Below are 15,436 nucleotides of genomic sequence, written 5' to 3'. Positions count from 1 at the left end.
AATAATCGAGAGCTTGCCGCGACCGGCAACGCGCATATTCGCGGACAACCGGGGTTACCCATGCTTCTATTTGATGCCTTTCTGATCTGGAAGAAAATCGCCCACTCGGTCCGGCGCAGCCTGGTTGGAAAGAAGAAGTTTCACTCGGCGAACGCTCGCTATGCCTTCGAAACCATGCCTAAGAAGCTCCCGCGAGTTGTCTGGATGTATTGGGACAAGCCACTGGATCAGGCTCCTCCAATCGTCCGCCATGCAGTGGACTCCTGGATCAGGAAAAATCCATCCTGGAATGTGAACGTGCTGAGTGAGGCAACCGTAGCCGATTTCGTCAGTGTACCGCCGCATAGGAACGATCGTAAAATTCAGTGGAGAGCGGATCTCATCCGAGTGGCCCTACTCAGAGACCGTGGCGGGGTATGGGTGGATGCGACGACCTACTGCGTCAAACCTCTGGATGAATGGCTTCCGCCTTTGATGGAGAGTGGATTCTTCGCTTTTCCGGACAGTTATCCCGGCCGAACAATGGGGATTTCGTTCTTAGCCGCCACGCCACAAAACTACCTTGTGTGCAAATGGTTTGACTTGATGGTCAAATACTACTCGAAGCCCGGAAAGCTCCTCCATTACTTTTGGGTCATGTACCTTTTTGAGTACATCATAAGGACAGATCGAAGAGCGTTCGCCATCTGGGAAGCCACCCCGAAACTCAAGTCGAAGGGTCCCATTCTGCAAAAGCGCATTCTGACCCAACCGGATTTGTTAGAGCCGGTCCCAGATGATATCGATACAGCCGCGATTCCATGGTTGAAGATCAGCTCCGACACGAAGTTGATCAATCGCGAGTTCCTGAATGCCCTCGAGAGCCACGCGGATATTGACGTTCGGAAAATCGCTGAAAACGCGTTACAAGACCGATAGCACAGATCAACCAGAAAAGCGCATCTGCTAAAGGTCAATACTCGTGAGCAACGGCGATCAGCCCCCGAATACCGGATGGGCAGGGAAAATGATTATTGTCGTGGCCATGGCACTTGCGATCATCGTCGCGATCGGAGGCACGGTAGCCGTCTACAAGGCGATATTTATCCAGCAACCGACGCCTCCGGCCTAAACGCCGCGGCCATCATCAACTATTATTCCAAGCATTGACATGGCACCCGCGTGGGCCCGATTCTTAAGTCCGCGGCGCTGCCTTACTAACGTCGGGAGGGCGCCTCATGAGAAATGTCGTCCTAGCCACCATCGTTTTGTTGTCACCCTCATCCTTCGCTGGTGCGGCGTCGCAGATCAACGCGCGCGACCATAGCTGCAATGAACTTGCCCAGATCATTCGTCAGCAGAAGGACGTATTCGTGCGCGTCGGCTTCGGCGGTCGCAGCTTCCGTTATCCGCCAGCCCGTTGCGATTTGGGCGAAAAGCGCGACACGACCGGCCTGCGAGATGCCAGCGGAAAGCAATGCCTTCTCGACTGCGCCTGCGTCTACGATCCGGCTTCCTTCTATAACTTCCATTCGGAGTTGCTGAAGGCACCGCAAAGTCGTTGGCTTAACATCCAAATTGATTTGACGACAAGATCAGGCGTCGAAATGCCAATCCTTCGTAGGGCGGGATGACAGATAATCGGACGCATCGAGGTCCTGGATCATCTGCCTAAGGGTTCGGACCGTCTCCTCGAACGTCGCAAGCTTGGCGTCGGTGACGTCCACGTTGCTGCCCGTTGCCTCGTCGACTTCGAGCCATCGCTGCTTGCCACGCCGCATGGATACCACCATGGAAACATACTTCTGGCATTCCGCATTCAGCACGTTTTTGAGGTCCTGCATTACCGATCTCCAACGCTGACAAGGGGCGACTGACGTTGAGCTTTTGATGGTTGCACAAAGTGCCGGATTCAGCCAGTTAAAAGTGCAAGCAACAGATCTTCTATCGCCAATGAGAAAGTAACGCTTCGCGACGCAAAAAGATCGGAAAGGTGACCGGAGAATTAGGAGAGACGCGGATAGTGGTTTTCCCGTTTGCGGGCGTCGAAAATATCGCTAAAATACCTTCTGCATGAGGCCTTCTGGAGGAACGCGGAGGCCGATTCGCACGTTTTGGCCTAAGCATGGAGGAAAGACGCGGATGGCCGTAGAGAAATGGAATGACCCTATCAACGTGGGGTTCGAAAACACCGGCGCGCGCACGATCCTCGGGCCCTTGGACGCGCTGAAGTGCTTGGCGGACCTGTGGCCGAACGCCCGCGGACTACGCTACCTGAAGGCAAGAAGCACATGCAGGGCAGCCCTCGATGGTCGCAAGACGGTCGAAGAGGCGCGCGCGGAGTTTGTAGCGGCGGCAGAAGAAGCCAAGCTCAAGGTCAATTGAGCAACAGCAGCCGGCGATCGCCGGCCCATTGTCGATAGCCTGTGCCGGAACAGGGCAATAGTTTATTTTTATTTAACCCTCGGCGACGCCAGCTGTTGGGATCGTGGTGAAGTTCATTGCCATTAAGGCACGTCCCTCAATAGAACATCGGCAGCCATCATGATGATGGTCAGAGGCTCGTCACCCTCTGCGAAAGCAGACGAGCCTCGATTGCAATAGCTTGCCCATCACGCCGGCTCGAGCCGGCGCCCGCGGATCTTTTCAAGAACCTTACGCCCAAGCTTCTGACCCGGTCCTTCGATACGGGTGAAGCCCAGGTATGCCAGCACATAGGCCGTCGGCAAAAGAGCGGCGACAACCATCGCAAATCGTTCCGGCGCGGAAATCCCAGCCCCGAAATGCCTGATGACAAGCGCGGCGATCGGCTGCAGCAAGAGCAGATGGATCAGGTAAACGCCGAACGAAAGCTCCCCCAGCCAATGGCAGAAGCGATTTCCCATGAGTGACGAAACGCGGTCGCCAAGCCTCCCAATCAGGCCTGGCAACAGGTGGCAGTGCACCAAGGCGAAGAAGCCGACGACGAGAAGCAGCCGGACGCCGATCTTCGTCGTGGTCATATCGCCGCCGATCGGAATCATCACCAGAATGACTGCCAAGAGACCATTCATAACGGTTTGCCGCGGCGTCACGAACAACCCATTGGCGATCAGCATGCCGCACAGGAAAACGTGCATCTTCAGCGGCAGGAAAGACGGCATCGGAAAGTCGATATGCGCCGCCTGGATCGCCTTTGCGATCACAAAGCCCACAAGTGCAATCAAGGCGGCGCCCGGCAACCATCTGGTTTTCCTCAAGAGCAGCATCGCAATCGGAAACACGGCATAGAACTGCATTTCCAGACCGAGGCTCCAGTCGGGCAACGCCGTGCGGAACGCATAGGCCGGATGCAGCCCGAAGAGGAAGCTTACGTGCATTAGAAGATTGCCGAGGCTATCGTCCAGATAACGCTCCGGCAATTGCGGGCCATGCGCGAGAAATGTGTCGATGACCATGCGGGCTTGATAGAGCTGCGGGCCTAGCAGCAGCGCCATACACAGCATCACATAATAGAGCGGCGCGATGCGAAAAAAACGCTTCAGCCAGAAGCCGAACCAGGTGGCCGGCTTTTCCCAGGGATTGGCCGTCTCGCGCAACCGATAGTGAAAGACCATCAGAAAGCCGGACAGCATAATGAAGAGGTCGACGCCCAAATCCGGCGACGAAAGGATCGGAAGGTGCCAGCCCGTCAATTGCAGACTGTGGCCAAGGATGACCCAGAGCGCGGCTAGGCCGCGCAGCCCGTCGAGGCATCCGATCCGCTTGCTCTCAATGATCATAGGGTATCCTTCTGGTTGAGGCTCAGCTTCGCGGGAAGCTAACGCAATGTGCTGCAATGCACAACGCGCAACCAGAAAAGTTGATCGACGCCCTTGGGAAGCGCGACCTTGGCTACCTTATTTCAGGGATTCCATGACGAAATGAGACGATCAACAACGATCGTCGCTCTGCACCTCGAGATAGCCGACGCCGATAATGGTGCCGTCAAACGATCGAATGAACGATGGAACATAGTGTGTCGCCGGCTCGGTGCAGGACACGGAGCCAGTGTATTCGTTCATTGCCATTTCATCCCGCGGCAATGCGGAGTAGTCGCTCGTAATCTCGAGCGAAGCCGAAGCTGGGGTGATGAAGGTCCCTATTGCCAGCGCAAATGCCGGCACTCCCGATCGAAGAAGTCTTTGCATGCGCTTCTCCCGTGTTTTGATTACAAGCATTAACTAATGAAAAGCGCTTTTAGTTCCAGTGTCACCGCTACTACTTTCGCACAGTTAATTCTTCGTATTTTCGATCAGGCTAAATTGTATGATTTTACATAATGATAGACGGACTCTTCCGGGCACCCAGCTACATGCTGTATGCGCGCGCCAAAACGGATGACTTTACAGTATTATATTTGGTTAGACCGACTACTGCCCGCCGCTGCAGCCCCAGGCATAGCCCTTTGCGAGCAAGTCTCCCGCCAGACCAACGGTCCGTTCGACGTAACCCATCTGCCGGACGAATCCTTTGATAGAAAAGTCAGCATCGACTGACGCCAGGCTGCACTTTAGTCGAGCCGCACCAATCTATACTCGAAAGAATCTCACTGATGCCGGGGCAAGCTACTTGGCGTCTCGACCTGGCGGGCCATATATACCAACGGCTTGGGTAGGGGTTGCAACGATGAGATGTCTGCTTCCGACAATTCTATCGCTCGTCATGCTATCGAGCTGCACGACGGACAGCTCGAGCGAGGTTCAGCCAATTCCGGGAAGCATCACCTATGGCGGGCAGCCGCGCACGAAGCTGACCAAGTCTCCGCCAGGCAGTGCCATCTACAATTCGTTCTATGACTCAACCGGCAGCAGAGTCAAAGAGACCTATATCCTTCAACCGGATCGCAGCCTGAAGCTCGTGCGACGCGTCATCGTGCCCGATTTCCCCTCACGAGGCGGTTCTTGACACACGCGCCGTTCGAGAACATTCAAGGAACGTCGAATATTTTCGCGGGGCGATTCTCCGCCGAAGCAACCGGACGGCTGAATGTATCTTGAAAAGCTCAATCCGCAGCAGCGCGCGGCCGTCGAATACGGCACGCTCGCTGACGGCAGCCACGTTGCCGGCCCGCTGCTGGTCATCGCCGGCGCTGGTTCGGGCAAGACCAACACCCTGGCGCACCGTGTTGCGCACCTGATCGTCAAGGGCGCCGATCCACGCCGTATCCTTCTGATGACGTTCTCCCGACGCGCGGCCGCCGAGATGGCGCGGCGTGTCGAGCGGATCTGCGCCCAGGTACTCGGCAGCAATTCCGGGATCATGGCGGATGCGCTGGCCTGGAGCGGAACGTTTCACGGGATCGGGGCGCGGCTGCTGCGCGACTACGCCGAGCAGATCGGCATCGACCCCGCCTTCACGATCCATGACCGGGAAGACAGCGCCGATCTGATGAACCTCATCCGGCACGAGCTCGGCTTCTCGAAGATGGAGAGCCGATTTCCGACCAAAGGCACCTGCCTTGCGATCTATTCGCGTGTCGTCAATTCGGAAGGTGAACTTGGTCTCGTTCTGCGCGGCGCCTTCCCCTGGTGCTCGGCCTGGGAGAACCATCTGCGAGACCTCTTCGGCGCCTATGTCGAGGCCAAGCAGAGCCAGAACATTCTGGATTACGATGATCTGCTGCTCTACTGGGCGCAGATGGTCAGCGAACCGATCATCGCGGACGATATCGGCAACCGCTTCGATCATGTCCTTGTCGACGAGTATCAGGATACGAACCGGCTGCAGGCGTCGATCCTGCTCGCATTGAAACCCGGCGGGCAAGGCCTGACTGTCGTCGGCGACGATGCGCAGTCGATCTATTCCTTCCGCGCCGCCACCGTGCGCAACATCCTCGACTTTCCCGCGGCGTTCAGTCCGTCGGCCAACATCATCACGCTCGATCGCAACTACCGTTCAACGCAGACAATCCTCGCTGCGGCAAACGCCGTGATCGACCTCGCCTCGGAACGCTTCACCAAGAACCTCTGGACCGAGCGCCAGTCGGCTCAGCGTCCGAGGCTCGTCACCGTGCGCGATGAAACCGAACAGGCGCGATATGTCGCGGACAAGGTGCTGGAGAACCGCGAAGAAGGGGTGAAGCTCAAGCAGCAGTCGGTGCTCTTCCGCGCCTCGCATCACAGCGGCGCGTTGGAGGTCGAGCTGACCCGCCGCAACATCCCGTTCGTGAAGTTCGGCGGGCTGAAGTTCCTCGACAGCGCGCACGTCAAGGACATGATGGCTGCCCTGCGCTTTGCCCAGAACCCGCGCGATCGCGTCGCCGGCTTCCGGTTGATGCAGTTGCTCCCCGGTGTCGGACCCTCGACGGCGCAGCGCGTCATCGACCAGATGGCGGCGGATGCGAGCCCGATGCAGACGCTTGCCGAACTGCCGGCCCCTCCCCGTTCGGGCGAGGATTGGACGGCCTTCGTTGCGATGCTGCAGGAGGTGAAGACCGGAAAGGCCGGCTGGCCGGCGGAGATCGGCCTTGTCCGCGAGTGGTATTCGCCGCATCTCGAACGCCTGCACGAGGACGCCTCGACCCGCCAGGCCGACCTTTTGCAACTCGAGCAGATTGCCAGCGGCTATCCTTCCCGTGAGCGCTTCCTGACGGAGCTGACACTCGACCCGCCGGATGCCACCAGCGACCAGGCAGGCGTGCCGCTGCTCGACGAGGATTATCTTATCCTCTCCACGATCCATTCCGCCAAAGGGCAGGAATGGACGCGCGTATTCATGCTGAACGTCGTCGACGGTTGCATCCCGTCCGACCTTGCGGTCGGCACGAGCGCCGAGATCGAGGAAGAGCGGCGGCTGCTCTACGTCGCGATGACCCGCGCCAAGGACAATCTCGACCTCGTCGTGCCGCAACGCTTCTTCACGCACGGCCAGAATGCGCAGGGCGACCGGCACGTCTACGCATCACGCACGCGCTTCATTCCGGCAACCTTGCTGCAATTCTTCGAGGTGGTCGGCTGGCCGCAATCCAGAGCCGACGGCGGCGGGTCGCATCAGGCGCGGCAGGTGCGCGTCGATGTCGGCGCGCGCATGCGTGGCATGTGGCGTTGAAGCTCAGAGCGCGAGCGGCGGCTCTGGAGGCCGGAAGAAGGCATCGATCGCCGCCTGGTCGACCGCTTCCGGTGTCGCCGGCATCCAGTGTGGGTTGCGATCCTTATCGATGATGGCGGCGCGGATGCCTTCGTAGAAATCCGGGCTTTTCAATATCTGCTGACAGGCGCCGAGCTCGTGGTTCAGACATTCGGCGATGTTTCTGCTCTGCCTTCCCTGACGCAACAAACGAAGCGCAAGCTTCAGACTGGTCGGCGAGCGCGTCTGAATGATCCGCAGCGTTTCGGCGGCAAATTCGCCGGGCTCCTTCTCGAGCGCATGGATGATTTCCTCGACAGTGCCGAAATGAAAGCAACGTTCGATCAGGTCGCGGTTGCTCTTTATGGCGCTCGTCCCCGGATCGCTGGAAAGGTTCTTCAGCACCGCCTCGACATCGCGAGTCCCTGCGTTTCGCGGCAATTCCGCCAGCGTATCGACGACGTCAGGCAGCCGGAAGGACGCGATGTAATGATCGGCCAGCGCGGCATAGATGGCATCAGCGGCGTCGACGGTCAGGCCCGTGAGACCCATCCAGGTGCCGGCCTCGCCGGGTGCGCGCGGCAGCAGCCAAGTTGCCCCCACATCCGGAAAATACCCAATACCCGTTTCCGGCATGGCAAGCTTGGTTCGCTCCGTCACGACGCGGTGGCGGCCATGCGAGCCGAGGCCGACACCTCCGCCCATGGTGATGCCGTCCATCAGCGCCACATAAGGCTTTGGATAGGTGGCAATCCGATGATTCAGGCGGAATTCTTCGCGCCAGAAGGTCATTGCCAGATCCGTACCGGTCCGGCCGCTCTCATGCAGTGCGCGGATGTCCCCGCCGGCACAGAAGCCGCGGTCGCCTTCCCCCGACGCGATCACGGTAGCGATATTGGCGTCCGCCGCGAAGTCGTCCATTGCAGCGGCAAAGGCGCGGACCATGTCGAGTGTGAGGCTGTTCAGCGCACGCGGTCGATTGAGACGGATGATGCCGGCCGAGGCGCGCCGTTCGACAATCACCTCACTCTGCTGAACCTCGTCCCGCATGCTGACCTCCTCGCTTCCCGTTGCGCGTTGGTATCACGATCCGGACCCATCTTGACGAAAACCGGCGCTGCCAAGCGTCATGCCACCTTAACGCACTCGACGGCATAGTCGATGGCTGGGACTGGGGATGGGCTTTGTTTCTCAGAACGAGGCTGCGAGCGCCCGGTGAAGACTTTGCAGATCGTCGACGTTGCGGTTCATCAGGAACAGCTCCCAGTCGAGCGCACTCTGCACGATCGTCTCCAGCGAATCGTGCTTCGGCTTCCAATCCAGAACGCGTTGGGCAAGGCCTGAGTCCGCGACCACACTTGCCGCATCGCCTGGACGCCGCGGCGCTATGTGAACCTTGAAGGAATGCCCGTGCAGGCGTGTGACCATGTTGAGCACGTCGAGCACCGAATAGCCGGTGCCATAGCCGCAATTGGCAACCAGTGAGCCGCTGCCATGGCGCAAATGCTGCAGCGCCTTCAGGTGAGCCGCGGTAAGGTCGCTGACGTGGATGTAGTCGCGGACGCCGGTGCCGTCATGGGTCGGATAATCGATGCCGTAAACCTGCACGCCGCTGCGTTTGCCAAGAGCCGCCTCGCAGGCGACCTTGATCAGGTGGGTGGCGCCGGACGTCGATTGGCCCGTACGCCCCAGCGCATCGGCGCCGGCGACGTTGAAGTAGCGCAGCGCGACATAGTTGAAATCGTAGGCGGCCGCCGCGTCCCGCAACATGAATTCCGTCATCAGCTTCGACTGGCCGTAGGGATTTTCCGGATTGAGCGGCGCCGTCTCCTTGACCGGCTCGGACGTCTTCTGCGGGCCGTAGACCGCTGCCGTCGAGGAAAAGACGAAATGGCGGATGCCCGCATTGATCGCAGCGCTCAACAGCGCCCGCGTCTTGCCGGAATTGTTGTCGTAATAGGCGAGCGGATCTGACACGGACACGGGCACGATCGCCGAGCCGGCAAAATGAATGATGGCTTCGATGTCGTTCTCGATGAAGATAGTCTTCAGAAGCTGGGCATCGGCGACATCGCCGAGATAGAAGCGTGCGCGCGGAGCCACCGCCCACCGAAACCCGGTCGAAAGGTTGTCCAGCACAACGACGTCTTCGCCTGCATCCAGCAATGTCCAGACCATGTGGCTGCCGATGTAGCCCGCCCCGCCCGTGACCAAAATTGCCATATCCCACATCCCCGCTTCATTCACGCGGGGGCATCTGACGCCGTTTTTCCTTTCAAAATCTCCTATCGAATGGGCCCTGCAGGGCTTCCGCGCCGGTAAGTTTGATGGCTTGGTTAGGGGCGGATTTCGAGCTCTGTTACAATTTTATCGTTGTGCCATTTCGGGGACTATTTTGAGAATCCAGCGCTCTCGATCGACGGGCTGCTTATCGCCTAAGCGGCGGCGCGGGCGTCGCTGGCGGCAGCCAACTTCCAATCTTCAATGGCGTCGAATGAGTGCCGTCAGATCTTCCCAAAGAATGGCTATCCCGACGGCAAACAATCCGATGGGAACCAGGAAGTACAGAGTTCTGACGGGATCAACAGTGAAGAACAGCAGATACAAAAGGCCGTAGATCCCGGCGAATACCAAGACGGTGCCCAGAACGAGGGAAATTATCTTCCTGACCAAGATGCACCCCTAAACCTCTCAGGGAATTGCTACACAAACATGCTCAAGCTGTATAGCCGGTATGCCGGCTGTCTGGGTCCGAAGGCTGAACGAGGCGGCGGGTGCTGCGCAGGGCGCGGTGTTCGGGCTCCCGGCGCTCCGAGCGTCCACCACCATCCGCTCGCAACCAGCATTGTTACCGTAACGTACTTACGCGAACGCAAAAAGAATGGCCCGATCCTCGGGCGAATGATCTGTTCCTCATTCTTAGGAGTTCCCCAATGAACCGACTCTCGGCTTTGGCGTATGCCTCGCTTCTGACGTCGCTCACGGGCGTTGCACTTTCCATGAGCAATTCGCCGCTCCGTGCACAGGACGACAGTAGCATCCCTCCTCTCATGGAGCAGATCAACAAGGGAAACTGGCTGCCGCAGCAGGAAGCGGAGTCGCTTCGCGATGAGTTCTATTACCAAAACGCAGTACAAGCCTATGTCCTGACTCTGCCCATTCTCAACACCATCGGCATGCGCGACGGTTCGGAAGCAACCTTCGGCTCCGGCTACAATGTCTTGCCGATCTGGAAGGAGCGCATGGACAGCCGTACATGGGTTCCAACGCCCAATGCCGACGTCATCTACTCGATGAGCTATCTCGATCTGAAGAAGGACGGGCCGCTAGTCGTGGCCGCGCCCCCGAACGTCATCGGCATGTTTACTGACTTCTACCAGCACACGCTTACCGACGTCGGCGCAATTGGTCCCGACAGGGCGCGCGGCGGTCTGTATCTGCTCCTGCCGCCAGACTACGACGGAGAAATCCCTAAGGGCTACTTTGCATTCAAGTCGCCGACCTACAATGTATTCCTGTTCTTCCGAACAGTCATGGCAAAAGGCGAGAACGGCCCTGATCCGGGTCCAGCCGCCGCAAATGCGGAGCGGACGCGGGTCTATCCCCTTTGGGCACCCGAGAAGGATGTCAGGCCCATGCAGTTCCCCGACGCGAGCGGCAAGCGCGTCAACATGATGTACCCAACGGGCAATACCTACTGGACGAAACTGAAGGCGTTCGTTGACTACGAGCCAGTCGCTTCGATCGATCCGGTGACACGCGGCATGCTCGCGTCGATTGGTATCATCAAAGGTCAGCCCTTCGAGCCAACCGACAAGCAGACCGCCGCCCTGCAGAAAGCTATCGAAACAGCACCCAAGATGATCCTGGCAAGCCGCCAGCTCGGCCGCCCTGACAAGCGCAATCTCTACTACAAGGACCGGCAGTACGAAAACATCTGGGCGGGCGGCACCGCCGAATGGATGCAGGACAGCTATCTGGATGTTCTCCAGCGCGCCTCTTACTTCCAGTTTGCCTATTCATCCGCTCCGGCGATGGTCATGCGGACGCTTGATGCAGGTTCGAAGTATCCGTTCACTGCCCGCGACGCCGATGGCAATTTCCTGAATGGATCGAATGCCTACAAACTGCACCTACCTCCCAATCCACCGGCCGCCCTCTTTTGGGCCGTGACCGCCTACAATGTTACAGATGGATCGATGCCGGAAACCAAGCAGCTATTGCCGTCGATCAATGGCTTCTACAAGGTGAAGACCAACGATGACGGATCGGTCGATCTCTATTTCGGAACGACCAAGCCGGCCGAAGCTCCGGACGCCAACTGGATCCAGACGGTCGCGGGCCGTGACTTCATTGCTGCAGTCCGCCTCTACGGCACCGGCACTGAATTCTTCGATCAGACCTGGAAGCCGGATGACGTCGTCAAGTTGAAGTAGCGTGCACCACACGCTCAAGACGTCGTGGCAGTAACTATGAAAGGTGGTAGGCTTCGTCTTAGGTCGCTCCGATTCCGGAGAAGAGATATGGGCAATCCTGGGGAAAAGCAGTCCATCGCACCGTCGTCTTCGGTGGGAAGAGTTGTCATCGACGAAATCCGTCATGCACCGGTTCTCGGGCTGATCGTTTTCGTGCCTGTTGTCATTCTTCTGGAACGGATTTTTCCCGATCGCCACACGCTGTTGTTTCTTGCTTCGGTCGTCGCGATCGTACCTTTGGCCGCGCTTCTCAGCCGTGCAACCGAAGCGGTTGCGGCCAAGACCGGAGACGCCGTCGGCGGCTTGCTCAATGCTACGCTCGGCAACCTGACCGAACTCGTGATCTCGCTCGCGGCTTTGCAGGCTGGTCAATATCTGTTGGTCAAGGCATCGCTCGCCGGCGCGATCGTCACCAATACCCTTTTCATGCTGGGCGGCTCGTTCCTGCTCGGGGGACTCAAGCATCATGTGCAGGAATTCAACCGGGTCAACGCTCGCTTTCAGGCCTGTCTGCTGTTTCTCGCGACGATTGCGGTCCTGGTTCCTTCACTGATCAGCGAGGTGGACCAGCCTCCCGCACTTGACGTCTCCCAAAAGCTGAGCCTTGGATTGGCGATCCTTCTCATTGCCGTCTATGCGCTGGGCATGCTGTTTTCGTTGCGGACACACCGCGAGCTTTTCGCAAGTGTCAGCCATGCGGAAGAGGACGAAAAGCTATGGCCGCTTGGCCTGAGCATCGCCATATTGGTTGTCGTGACGCTGCTGGTCGCACTGGTCAGCGAGATCTTCGTCGGCTCTGTTCAGGCTGCTGCCGAGCACCTCGGGATGACGCCGGCATTTGTGGGTTTCATCGTCGTCGCTTTGGTAGGTGCGGCTGCGGAGATGACCACAGCGTTTTCCGCCGCTCGTGCAAATCGGCTGGACCTCAGTATCGGGATTGCGCTGGGGAGTGCAGCCCAAATTGCCTTGTTTGTCGCGCCGGTATTGGTGCTCGTCAGCTATTTCATCGGCCCGGAACCCATGACATTGCAGTTTTGGCAGGGCGCCGTGACGATGATGATCGTCGCCACCTTGGCCGCGACCCTCTTGTCCAATGGCGGCCGTGGGGCTTGGTATGCCGGCGTGATGGCTTTGGCGCTTTATGCAATTTTCGCGTTCACACTGTTTGTCTTGCCTCCCACGAATCCGTCATGATGCCGCTGTTGCTGAACGTGCAATCACCTGAGTAAGCGGGTTCACCAGCGTTCATATCACTGCCTCCGCCTTCGCATGCCGTCCAACTGTCTCGCGAAAGGATCGAAAGATGACCGTTTATGTGGCCGAAGTCTCGGGGCGCGGTATCGTCGCCTTCGAAGCGGCAAACGATGCCGCTGCTGCTACCCGGCTTACCGACAGGACACTGCTGCGCGATCTCCGCGTTCTGCAAAACGAGGGCCGTTCGCTCTGGGACGGCGTTTCGCAGATAGGGCTGCGGGAACCTTCCCCACCGGAGCTTGAGATTTGGCAGGAGCGGCCCGCGACAGCAACGGCGTCCTTGTCCGACGACGACCGAAGCTGGCGCGTCTACTTGGTCGCCGTGGTCGACCCCACCGAGTTCGACGATGATGACGACGACGATGACTATGATGACGGTCCTGGTGACTGAAACCTTCTCAGCACCCTTTCCATGACACACCTCGCGCGGGCGATGTATCCGTTTGCAGGCGCGCGGCATGCATATCGTGCGATCTCGAAAGGCACATGACGATGTCGGCAAGCTCCAGGAACCGAGCCAAACGGATGAGACGGCTGTTCTTTGCCGCGCTGCTCCAGCAAGTTCGCGTACTCTGGCCTATCGTCTCGGGGGTCCTTGTCATCATGATCGGATCCGGGTTTGTCATCGGTCGGATCGAGGGTTGGCGGATCGGTGAAACCCTTTACTTCACCTTCGTCACTGGTCTGACGATCGGCTATGGCGACCTTGCGCCCAAGCATACTGTGGCGCGGATGCTCATCCTGCCGATCGGACTCTCCGGAATCATCCTGACCGGCCTAGTTGTTGCCGCCAGCGTGCAGGCGCTTGAGGCGGCAGGTCGCGACAAAGCCAAGTAAAGCGACGGGGCCGAGTAGAGCGACGAGGCCAGCTCATGAGCTGGCTGGCGCCGCGTGATATGCTGCAAATTCCGTCAGAGCTTCAGGATGTAATCGCACAACCTATCGGCCGCGATCTGGACCTGGGCCGGATCGCGCAGGAAGCAGGCGCGCAGAAAGAGCTCTCCGCCCGGCCCGAAGGCCGCGCCCGGCGCCAGGCCGACACCCGTTTTGTCGACGATGTCGATCGCCGCGCTACGGCTGTCGGTCACGCCGTCGATCTTCAGAAATGCGTACAAGGCGCCGTCCGGCTTCAGCGTCTCGACACGGTTCGTGGCGATCAACGCGTCACACAAGATGTCGCGCGAGCGCCTGGCCTTGTCGATGTTGGACTGCACGAACGCGTCGCCGTCGTTCAGGGCCGTGACCGCTCCACGCTGCATGAACTGTGCGACACCAGACGTGGAATACTGAATGAGGTTTTCGAGCACCTGGCCGGTCTGCGCCGGCGCGACGATCCAGCCTACACGCCAGCCGGTCATCGACCAGTTCTTCGAGAAGGAGTTGACGAACATCACCTTGTCGTCCGGCTCCATCACGTCGAGGAAAGACGGCGCGCGACCGCCAGCAAAGTAGTAGCGGGCATAAATCTCATCCGCCATGATCCAGAGATCATGCTTGCGCGCCAGCGCCAGGATGGCCCGAAGGTCATCTTCGCTTGCGGTCCATCCAGTCGGATTGGACGGCGTGTTGATGAACAGTCCCTTGGTCTTCGGCGTAATGGCTGCTCCGATGCGGTCGAGATCGACCGCCCATTTGCCACCTTCGAAACTCAGCTGGGCTGCGACGGAACGCGCGCCGGCAATTTCCAGGGCTGCCGCGATGTTCGGCCAAGCAGGCGTCAGGTAGACGAGTTCATCGCCCGGCGAGGTCAGCGCCTGCACGGCGATCTGGATCGCCTGCATGCCGGAACCGGTGACGAAGAAATGCTCGACCGGCAGGGTGACGCCGAAATGCCGCGCGTAATAATCAGAGAGCGCCTGACGCAGCTCGGGAATGCCACGCTGATAGGTATAGAAGGTCTCGCCGCCGGAAAGCGCATCCATCGCCGCCTTGTTGATGAACTCGGGCGTCGGCAAATCCCCCTCACCGACCCAAAGCGGCAGGAGGCCATCACGGCCGCGGGCATAGTTGACGACTTCGACGATCCCGCTTTCGGGCGCCAGGACGGCGCGCGGGCTAAGGCTGCTCACAATCGACATGCATCACTCCGGTTTCTGCCTACATAGAGCAAAGACAGCCGGAAATCTCATGACAATCGGTGAAGCAACATCGATTTCTGTGATGGATGGTCCTGCCGCGACCGGCAGGACCATGTGCCGACGTTACGCCGGGCGCTTGGCGAGGAGATCGCGGATTTCGGTGAGAAGCGCCACATCGGCCGGCGGCGCCGCCGGCTCTGCCTTGTCTTCCTTGAGCTTCAGTTGCTTGTCGACCTGCTTCTGCAGCGTGTTCACGCCCTTGACCATCAGGAAGATGATCCACGCCAGGATCATGAAGTTGATGAGGACGGTGATGAAGCTGCCATAGGCCAGAACGGCGCCCTGCTGGCGGGCGGCAGTCAGAGTTGGAGCATTGACGTTGGACGACAGGCCGACAAAGTAGTTCGAGAAGTCGAAGCCGCCGAAGAGAGCGCCGACGATCGGCATGATGACGTCGTCCACCAACGACTTGACGATACCGCCGAACGCACCGCCGATGATGACACCGACTGCAAGGTCCATGACATTGCCGCGGGCGATAAATGCTTTGAACTCGTTGAGCAT

The 15,436-nt window shown here is 59.0% G+C and carries 16 protein-coding genes and 1 pseudogene; 9 read left to right on the top strand and 8 right to left on the bottom strand.

Annotation, left to right across the window (positions count from 1 at the left end):
• Positions 1 to 60: 60 nt before the first annotated feature.
• Positions 61 to 918 (top strand): capsular polysaccharide synthesis protein, encoded by an 858-nt coding sequence (locus RGCCGE502_RS03070; RefSeq protein ID WP_016552703.1) that lies wholly within the window; start codon positions 61 to 63, stop codon positions 916 to 918.
• 299 nt (positions 919 to 1,217) lie between these two features.
• A pseudogene (locus tag RGCCGE502_RS37835) lies at positions 1,218 to 1,505 on the top strand (hypothetical protein); the annotation flags it as partial.
• A 69-nt stretch (positions 1,506 to 1,574) separates the two neighbouring features.
• On the opposite strand, the gene RGCCGE502_RS03060 reads toward RGCCGE502_RS37835, so the two are convergent.
• Complete coding sequence (locus RGCCGE502_RS03060) at positions 1,575 to 1,823, bottom strand: hypothetical protein (RefSeq protein WP_016552701.1); 249 nt, start codon at positions 1,821 to 1,823, stop codon at positions 1,575 to 1,577.
• A 298-nt stretch (positions 1,824 to 2,121) separates the two neighbouring features.
• On the opposite strand from RGCCGE502_RS03060, the gene RGCCGE502_RS03055 reads away from it, so the two are divergent.
• A complete protein-coding gene (locus RGCCGE502_RS03055) occupies positions 2,122 to 2,364 on the top strand; it encodes a DUF982 domain-containing protein (protein ID WP_016552700.1) in 243 nt (80 codons plus the stop codon).
• A 227-nt stretch (positions 2,365 to 2,591) separates the two neighbouring features.
• Here the strand turns inward: RGCCGE502_RS03055 and RGCCGE502_RS03050 are convergent, their stop codons facing one another.
• The gene (locus tag RGCCGE502_RS03050; RefSeq protein WP_016552699.1) at positions 2,592 to 3,740 is read right to left on the bottom strand and encodes an acyltransferase family protein; all 1,149 of its coding nucleotides are present in this window, start codon (positions 3,738 to 3,740) and stop codon (positions 2,592 to 2,594) included.
• A 150-nt stretch (positions 3,741 to 3,890) separates the two neighbouring features.
• Entirely contained in the window at positions 3,891 to 4,148 is a 258-nt protein-coding gene (locus tag RGCCGE502_RS03045) for a hypothetical protein (RefSeq protein WP_016552698.1), read from the bottom strand.
• Positions 4,149 to 4,626: 478 nt separating this feature from the next.
• Between RGCCGE502_RS03045 and RGCCGE502_RS03040 the strand changes: the two genes are divergently transcribed.
• Together RGCCGE502_RS03040 and RGCCGE502_RS03035 are read left to right on the top strand one after the other, a co-directional pair.
• The gene (locus tag RGCCGE502_RS03040; RefSeq protein WP_016552697.1) at positions 4,627 to 4,905 is read left to right on the top strand and encodes a hypothetical protein; all 279 of its coding nucleotides are present in this window, start codon (positions 4,627 to 4,629) and stop codon (positions 4,903 to 4,905) included.
• Positions 4,906 to 4,986: 81 nt separating this feature from the next.
• Positions 4,987 to 7,047 (top strand): ATP-dependent helicase, encoded by a 2,061-nt coding sequence (locus RGCCGE502_RS03035; protein WP_016552696.1) that lies wholly within the window; start codon positions 4,987 to 4,989, stop codon positions 7,045 to 7,047.
• A 3-nt stretch (positions 7,048 to 7,050) separates the two neighbouring features.
• On the opposite strand, the gene RGCCGE502_RS03030 is transcribed toward RGCCGE502_RS03035, so the two are convergent.
• The 3 genes from RGCCGE502_RS03030 to RGCCGE502_RS03020 form a co-directional block, all read right to left on the bottom strand.
• Positions 7,051 to 8,115, bottom strand: coding sequence for an enoyl-CoA hydratase/isomerase family protein (locus RGCCGE502_RS03030; RefSeq protein WP_016552695.1), 1,065 nt, complete (start codon positions 8,113 to 8,115; stop codon positions 7,051 to 7,053).
• A gap of 141 nt (positions 8,116 to 8,256) precedes the next feature.
• Positions 8,257 to 9,288, bottom strand: a complete 1,032-nt coding sequence (gene galE, locus RGCCGE502_RS03025; RefSeq protein ID WP_016552694.1) for a UDP-glucose 4-epimerase GalE — start codon at positions 9,286 to 9,288, stop codon at positions 8,257 to 8,259.
• Between the two features lie 258 nt (positions 9,289 to 9,546).
• Positions 9,547 to 9,738: a hypothetical protein gene (locus RGCCGE502_RS03020; RefSeq protein WP_016552693.1), complete on the bottom strand. Its 192-nt coding sequence runs from the start codon at positions 9,736 to 9,738 to the stop codon at positions 9,547 to 9,549.
• A gap of 260 nt (positions 9,739 to 9,998) precedes the next feature.
• Here RGCCGE502_RS03020 and RGCCGE502_RS03015 point away from each other — a divergent pair, with 260 nt between their 5' ends.
• The 4 genes from RGCCGE502_RS03015 to RGCCGE502_RS03000 all read left to right on the top strand — a co-directional run bounded on the left by RGCCGE502_RS03015 (position 9,999) and on the right by RGCCGE502_RS03000 (position 13,631).
• Positions 9,999 to 11,501, top strand: coding sequence for a DUF1254 domain-containing protein (locus RGCCGE502_RS03015; RefSeq protein ID WP_016552692.1), 1,503 nt, complete (start codon positions 9,999 to 10,001; stop codon positions 11,499 to 11,501).
• An 87-nt stretch (positions 11,502 to 11,588) separates the two neighbouring features.
• Positions 11,589 to 12,734 (top strand): calcium/proton exchanger, encoded by a 1,146-nt coding sequence (cax, locus tag RGCCGE502_RS03010; protein ID WP_016552691.1) that lies wholly within the window; start codon positions 11,589 to 11,591, stop codon positions 12,732 to 12,734.
• Between the two features lie 109 nt (positions 12,735 to 12,843).
• Positions 12,844 to 13,185 carry a hypothetical protein gene (locus tag RGCCGE502_RS03005; protein ID WP_016552690.1) on the top strand — a complete coding sequence of 114 codons (342 nt, stop codon included), beginning with the start codon at positions 12,844 to 12,846 and terminating at the stop codon, positions 13,183 to 13,185.
• A gap of 134 nt (positions 13,186 to 13,319) precedes the next feature.
• The gene (locus tag RGCCGE502_RS03000; protein WP_016552689.1) at positions 13,320 to 13,631 is read left to right on the top strand and encodes a potassium channel family protein; all 312 of its coding nucleotides are present in this window, start codon (positions 13,320 to 13,322) and stop codon (positions 13,629 to 13,631) included.
• Between the two features lie 74 nt (positions 13,632 to 13,705).
• Here RGCCGE502_RS03000 and RGCCGE502_RS02995 read toward each other — a convergent pair whose 3' ends face one another.
• Positions 13,706 to 14,872 carry a pyridoxal phosphate-dependent aminotransferase gene (locus RGCCGE502_RS02995; protein ID WP_016552688.1) on the bottom strand — a complete coding sequence of 389 codons (1,167 nt, stop codon included), beginning with the start codon at positions 14,870 to 14,872 and terminating at the stop codon, positions 13,706 to 13,708.
• 123 nt (positions 14,873 to 14,995) lie between these two features.
• Positions 14,996 to 15,436 (bottom strand): large conductance mechanosensitive channel protein MscL, encoded by a 441-nt coding sequence (mscL, locus tag RGCCGE502_RS02990; RefSeq protein ID WP_016552687.1) that lies wholly within the window; start codon positions 15,434 to 15,436, stop codon positions 14,996 to 14,998.

The sequence above is a fragment of the Rhizobium grahamii CCGE 502 genome, from assembly GCF_000298315.2.
Classification (GTDB): domain Bacteria; phylum Pseudomonadota; class Alphaproteobacteria; order Rhizobiales; family Rhizobiaceae; genus Rhizobium; species Rhizobium grahamii.
Note: the sequence above shows the minus strand (reverse complement) of the source record. Positions and strands in the feature narration are given on the sequence as shown.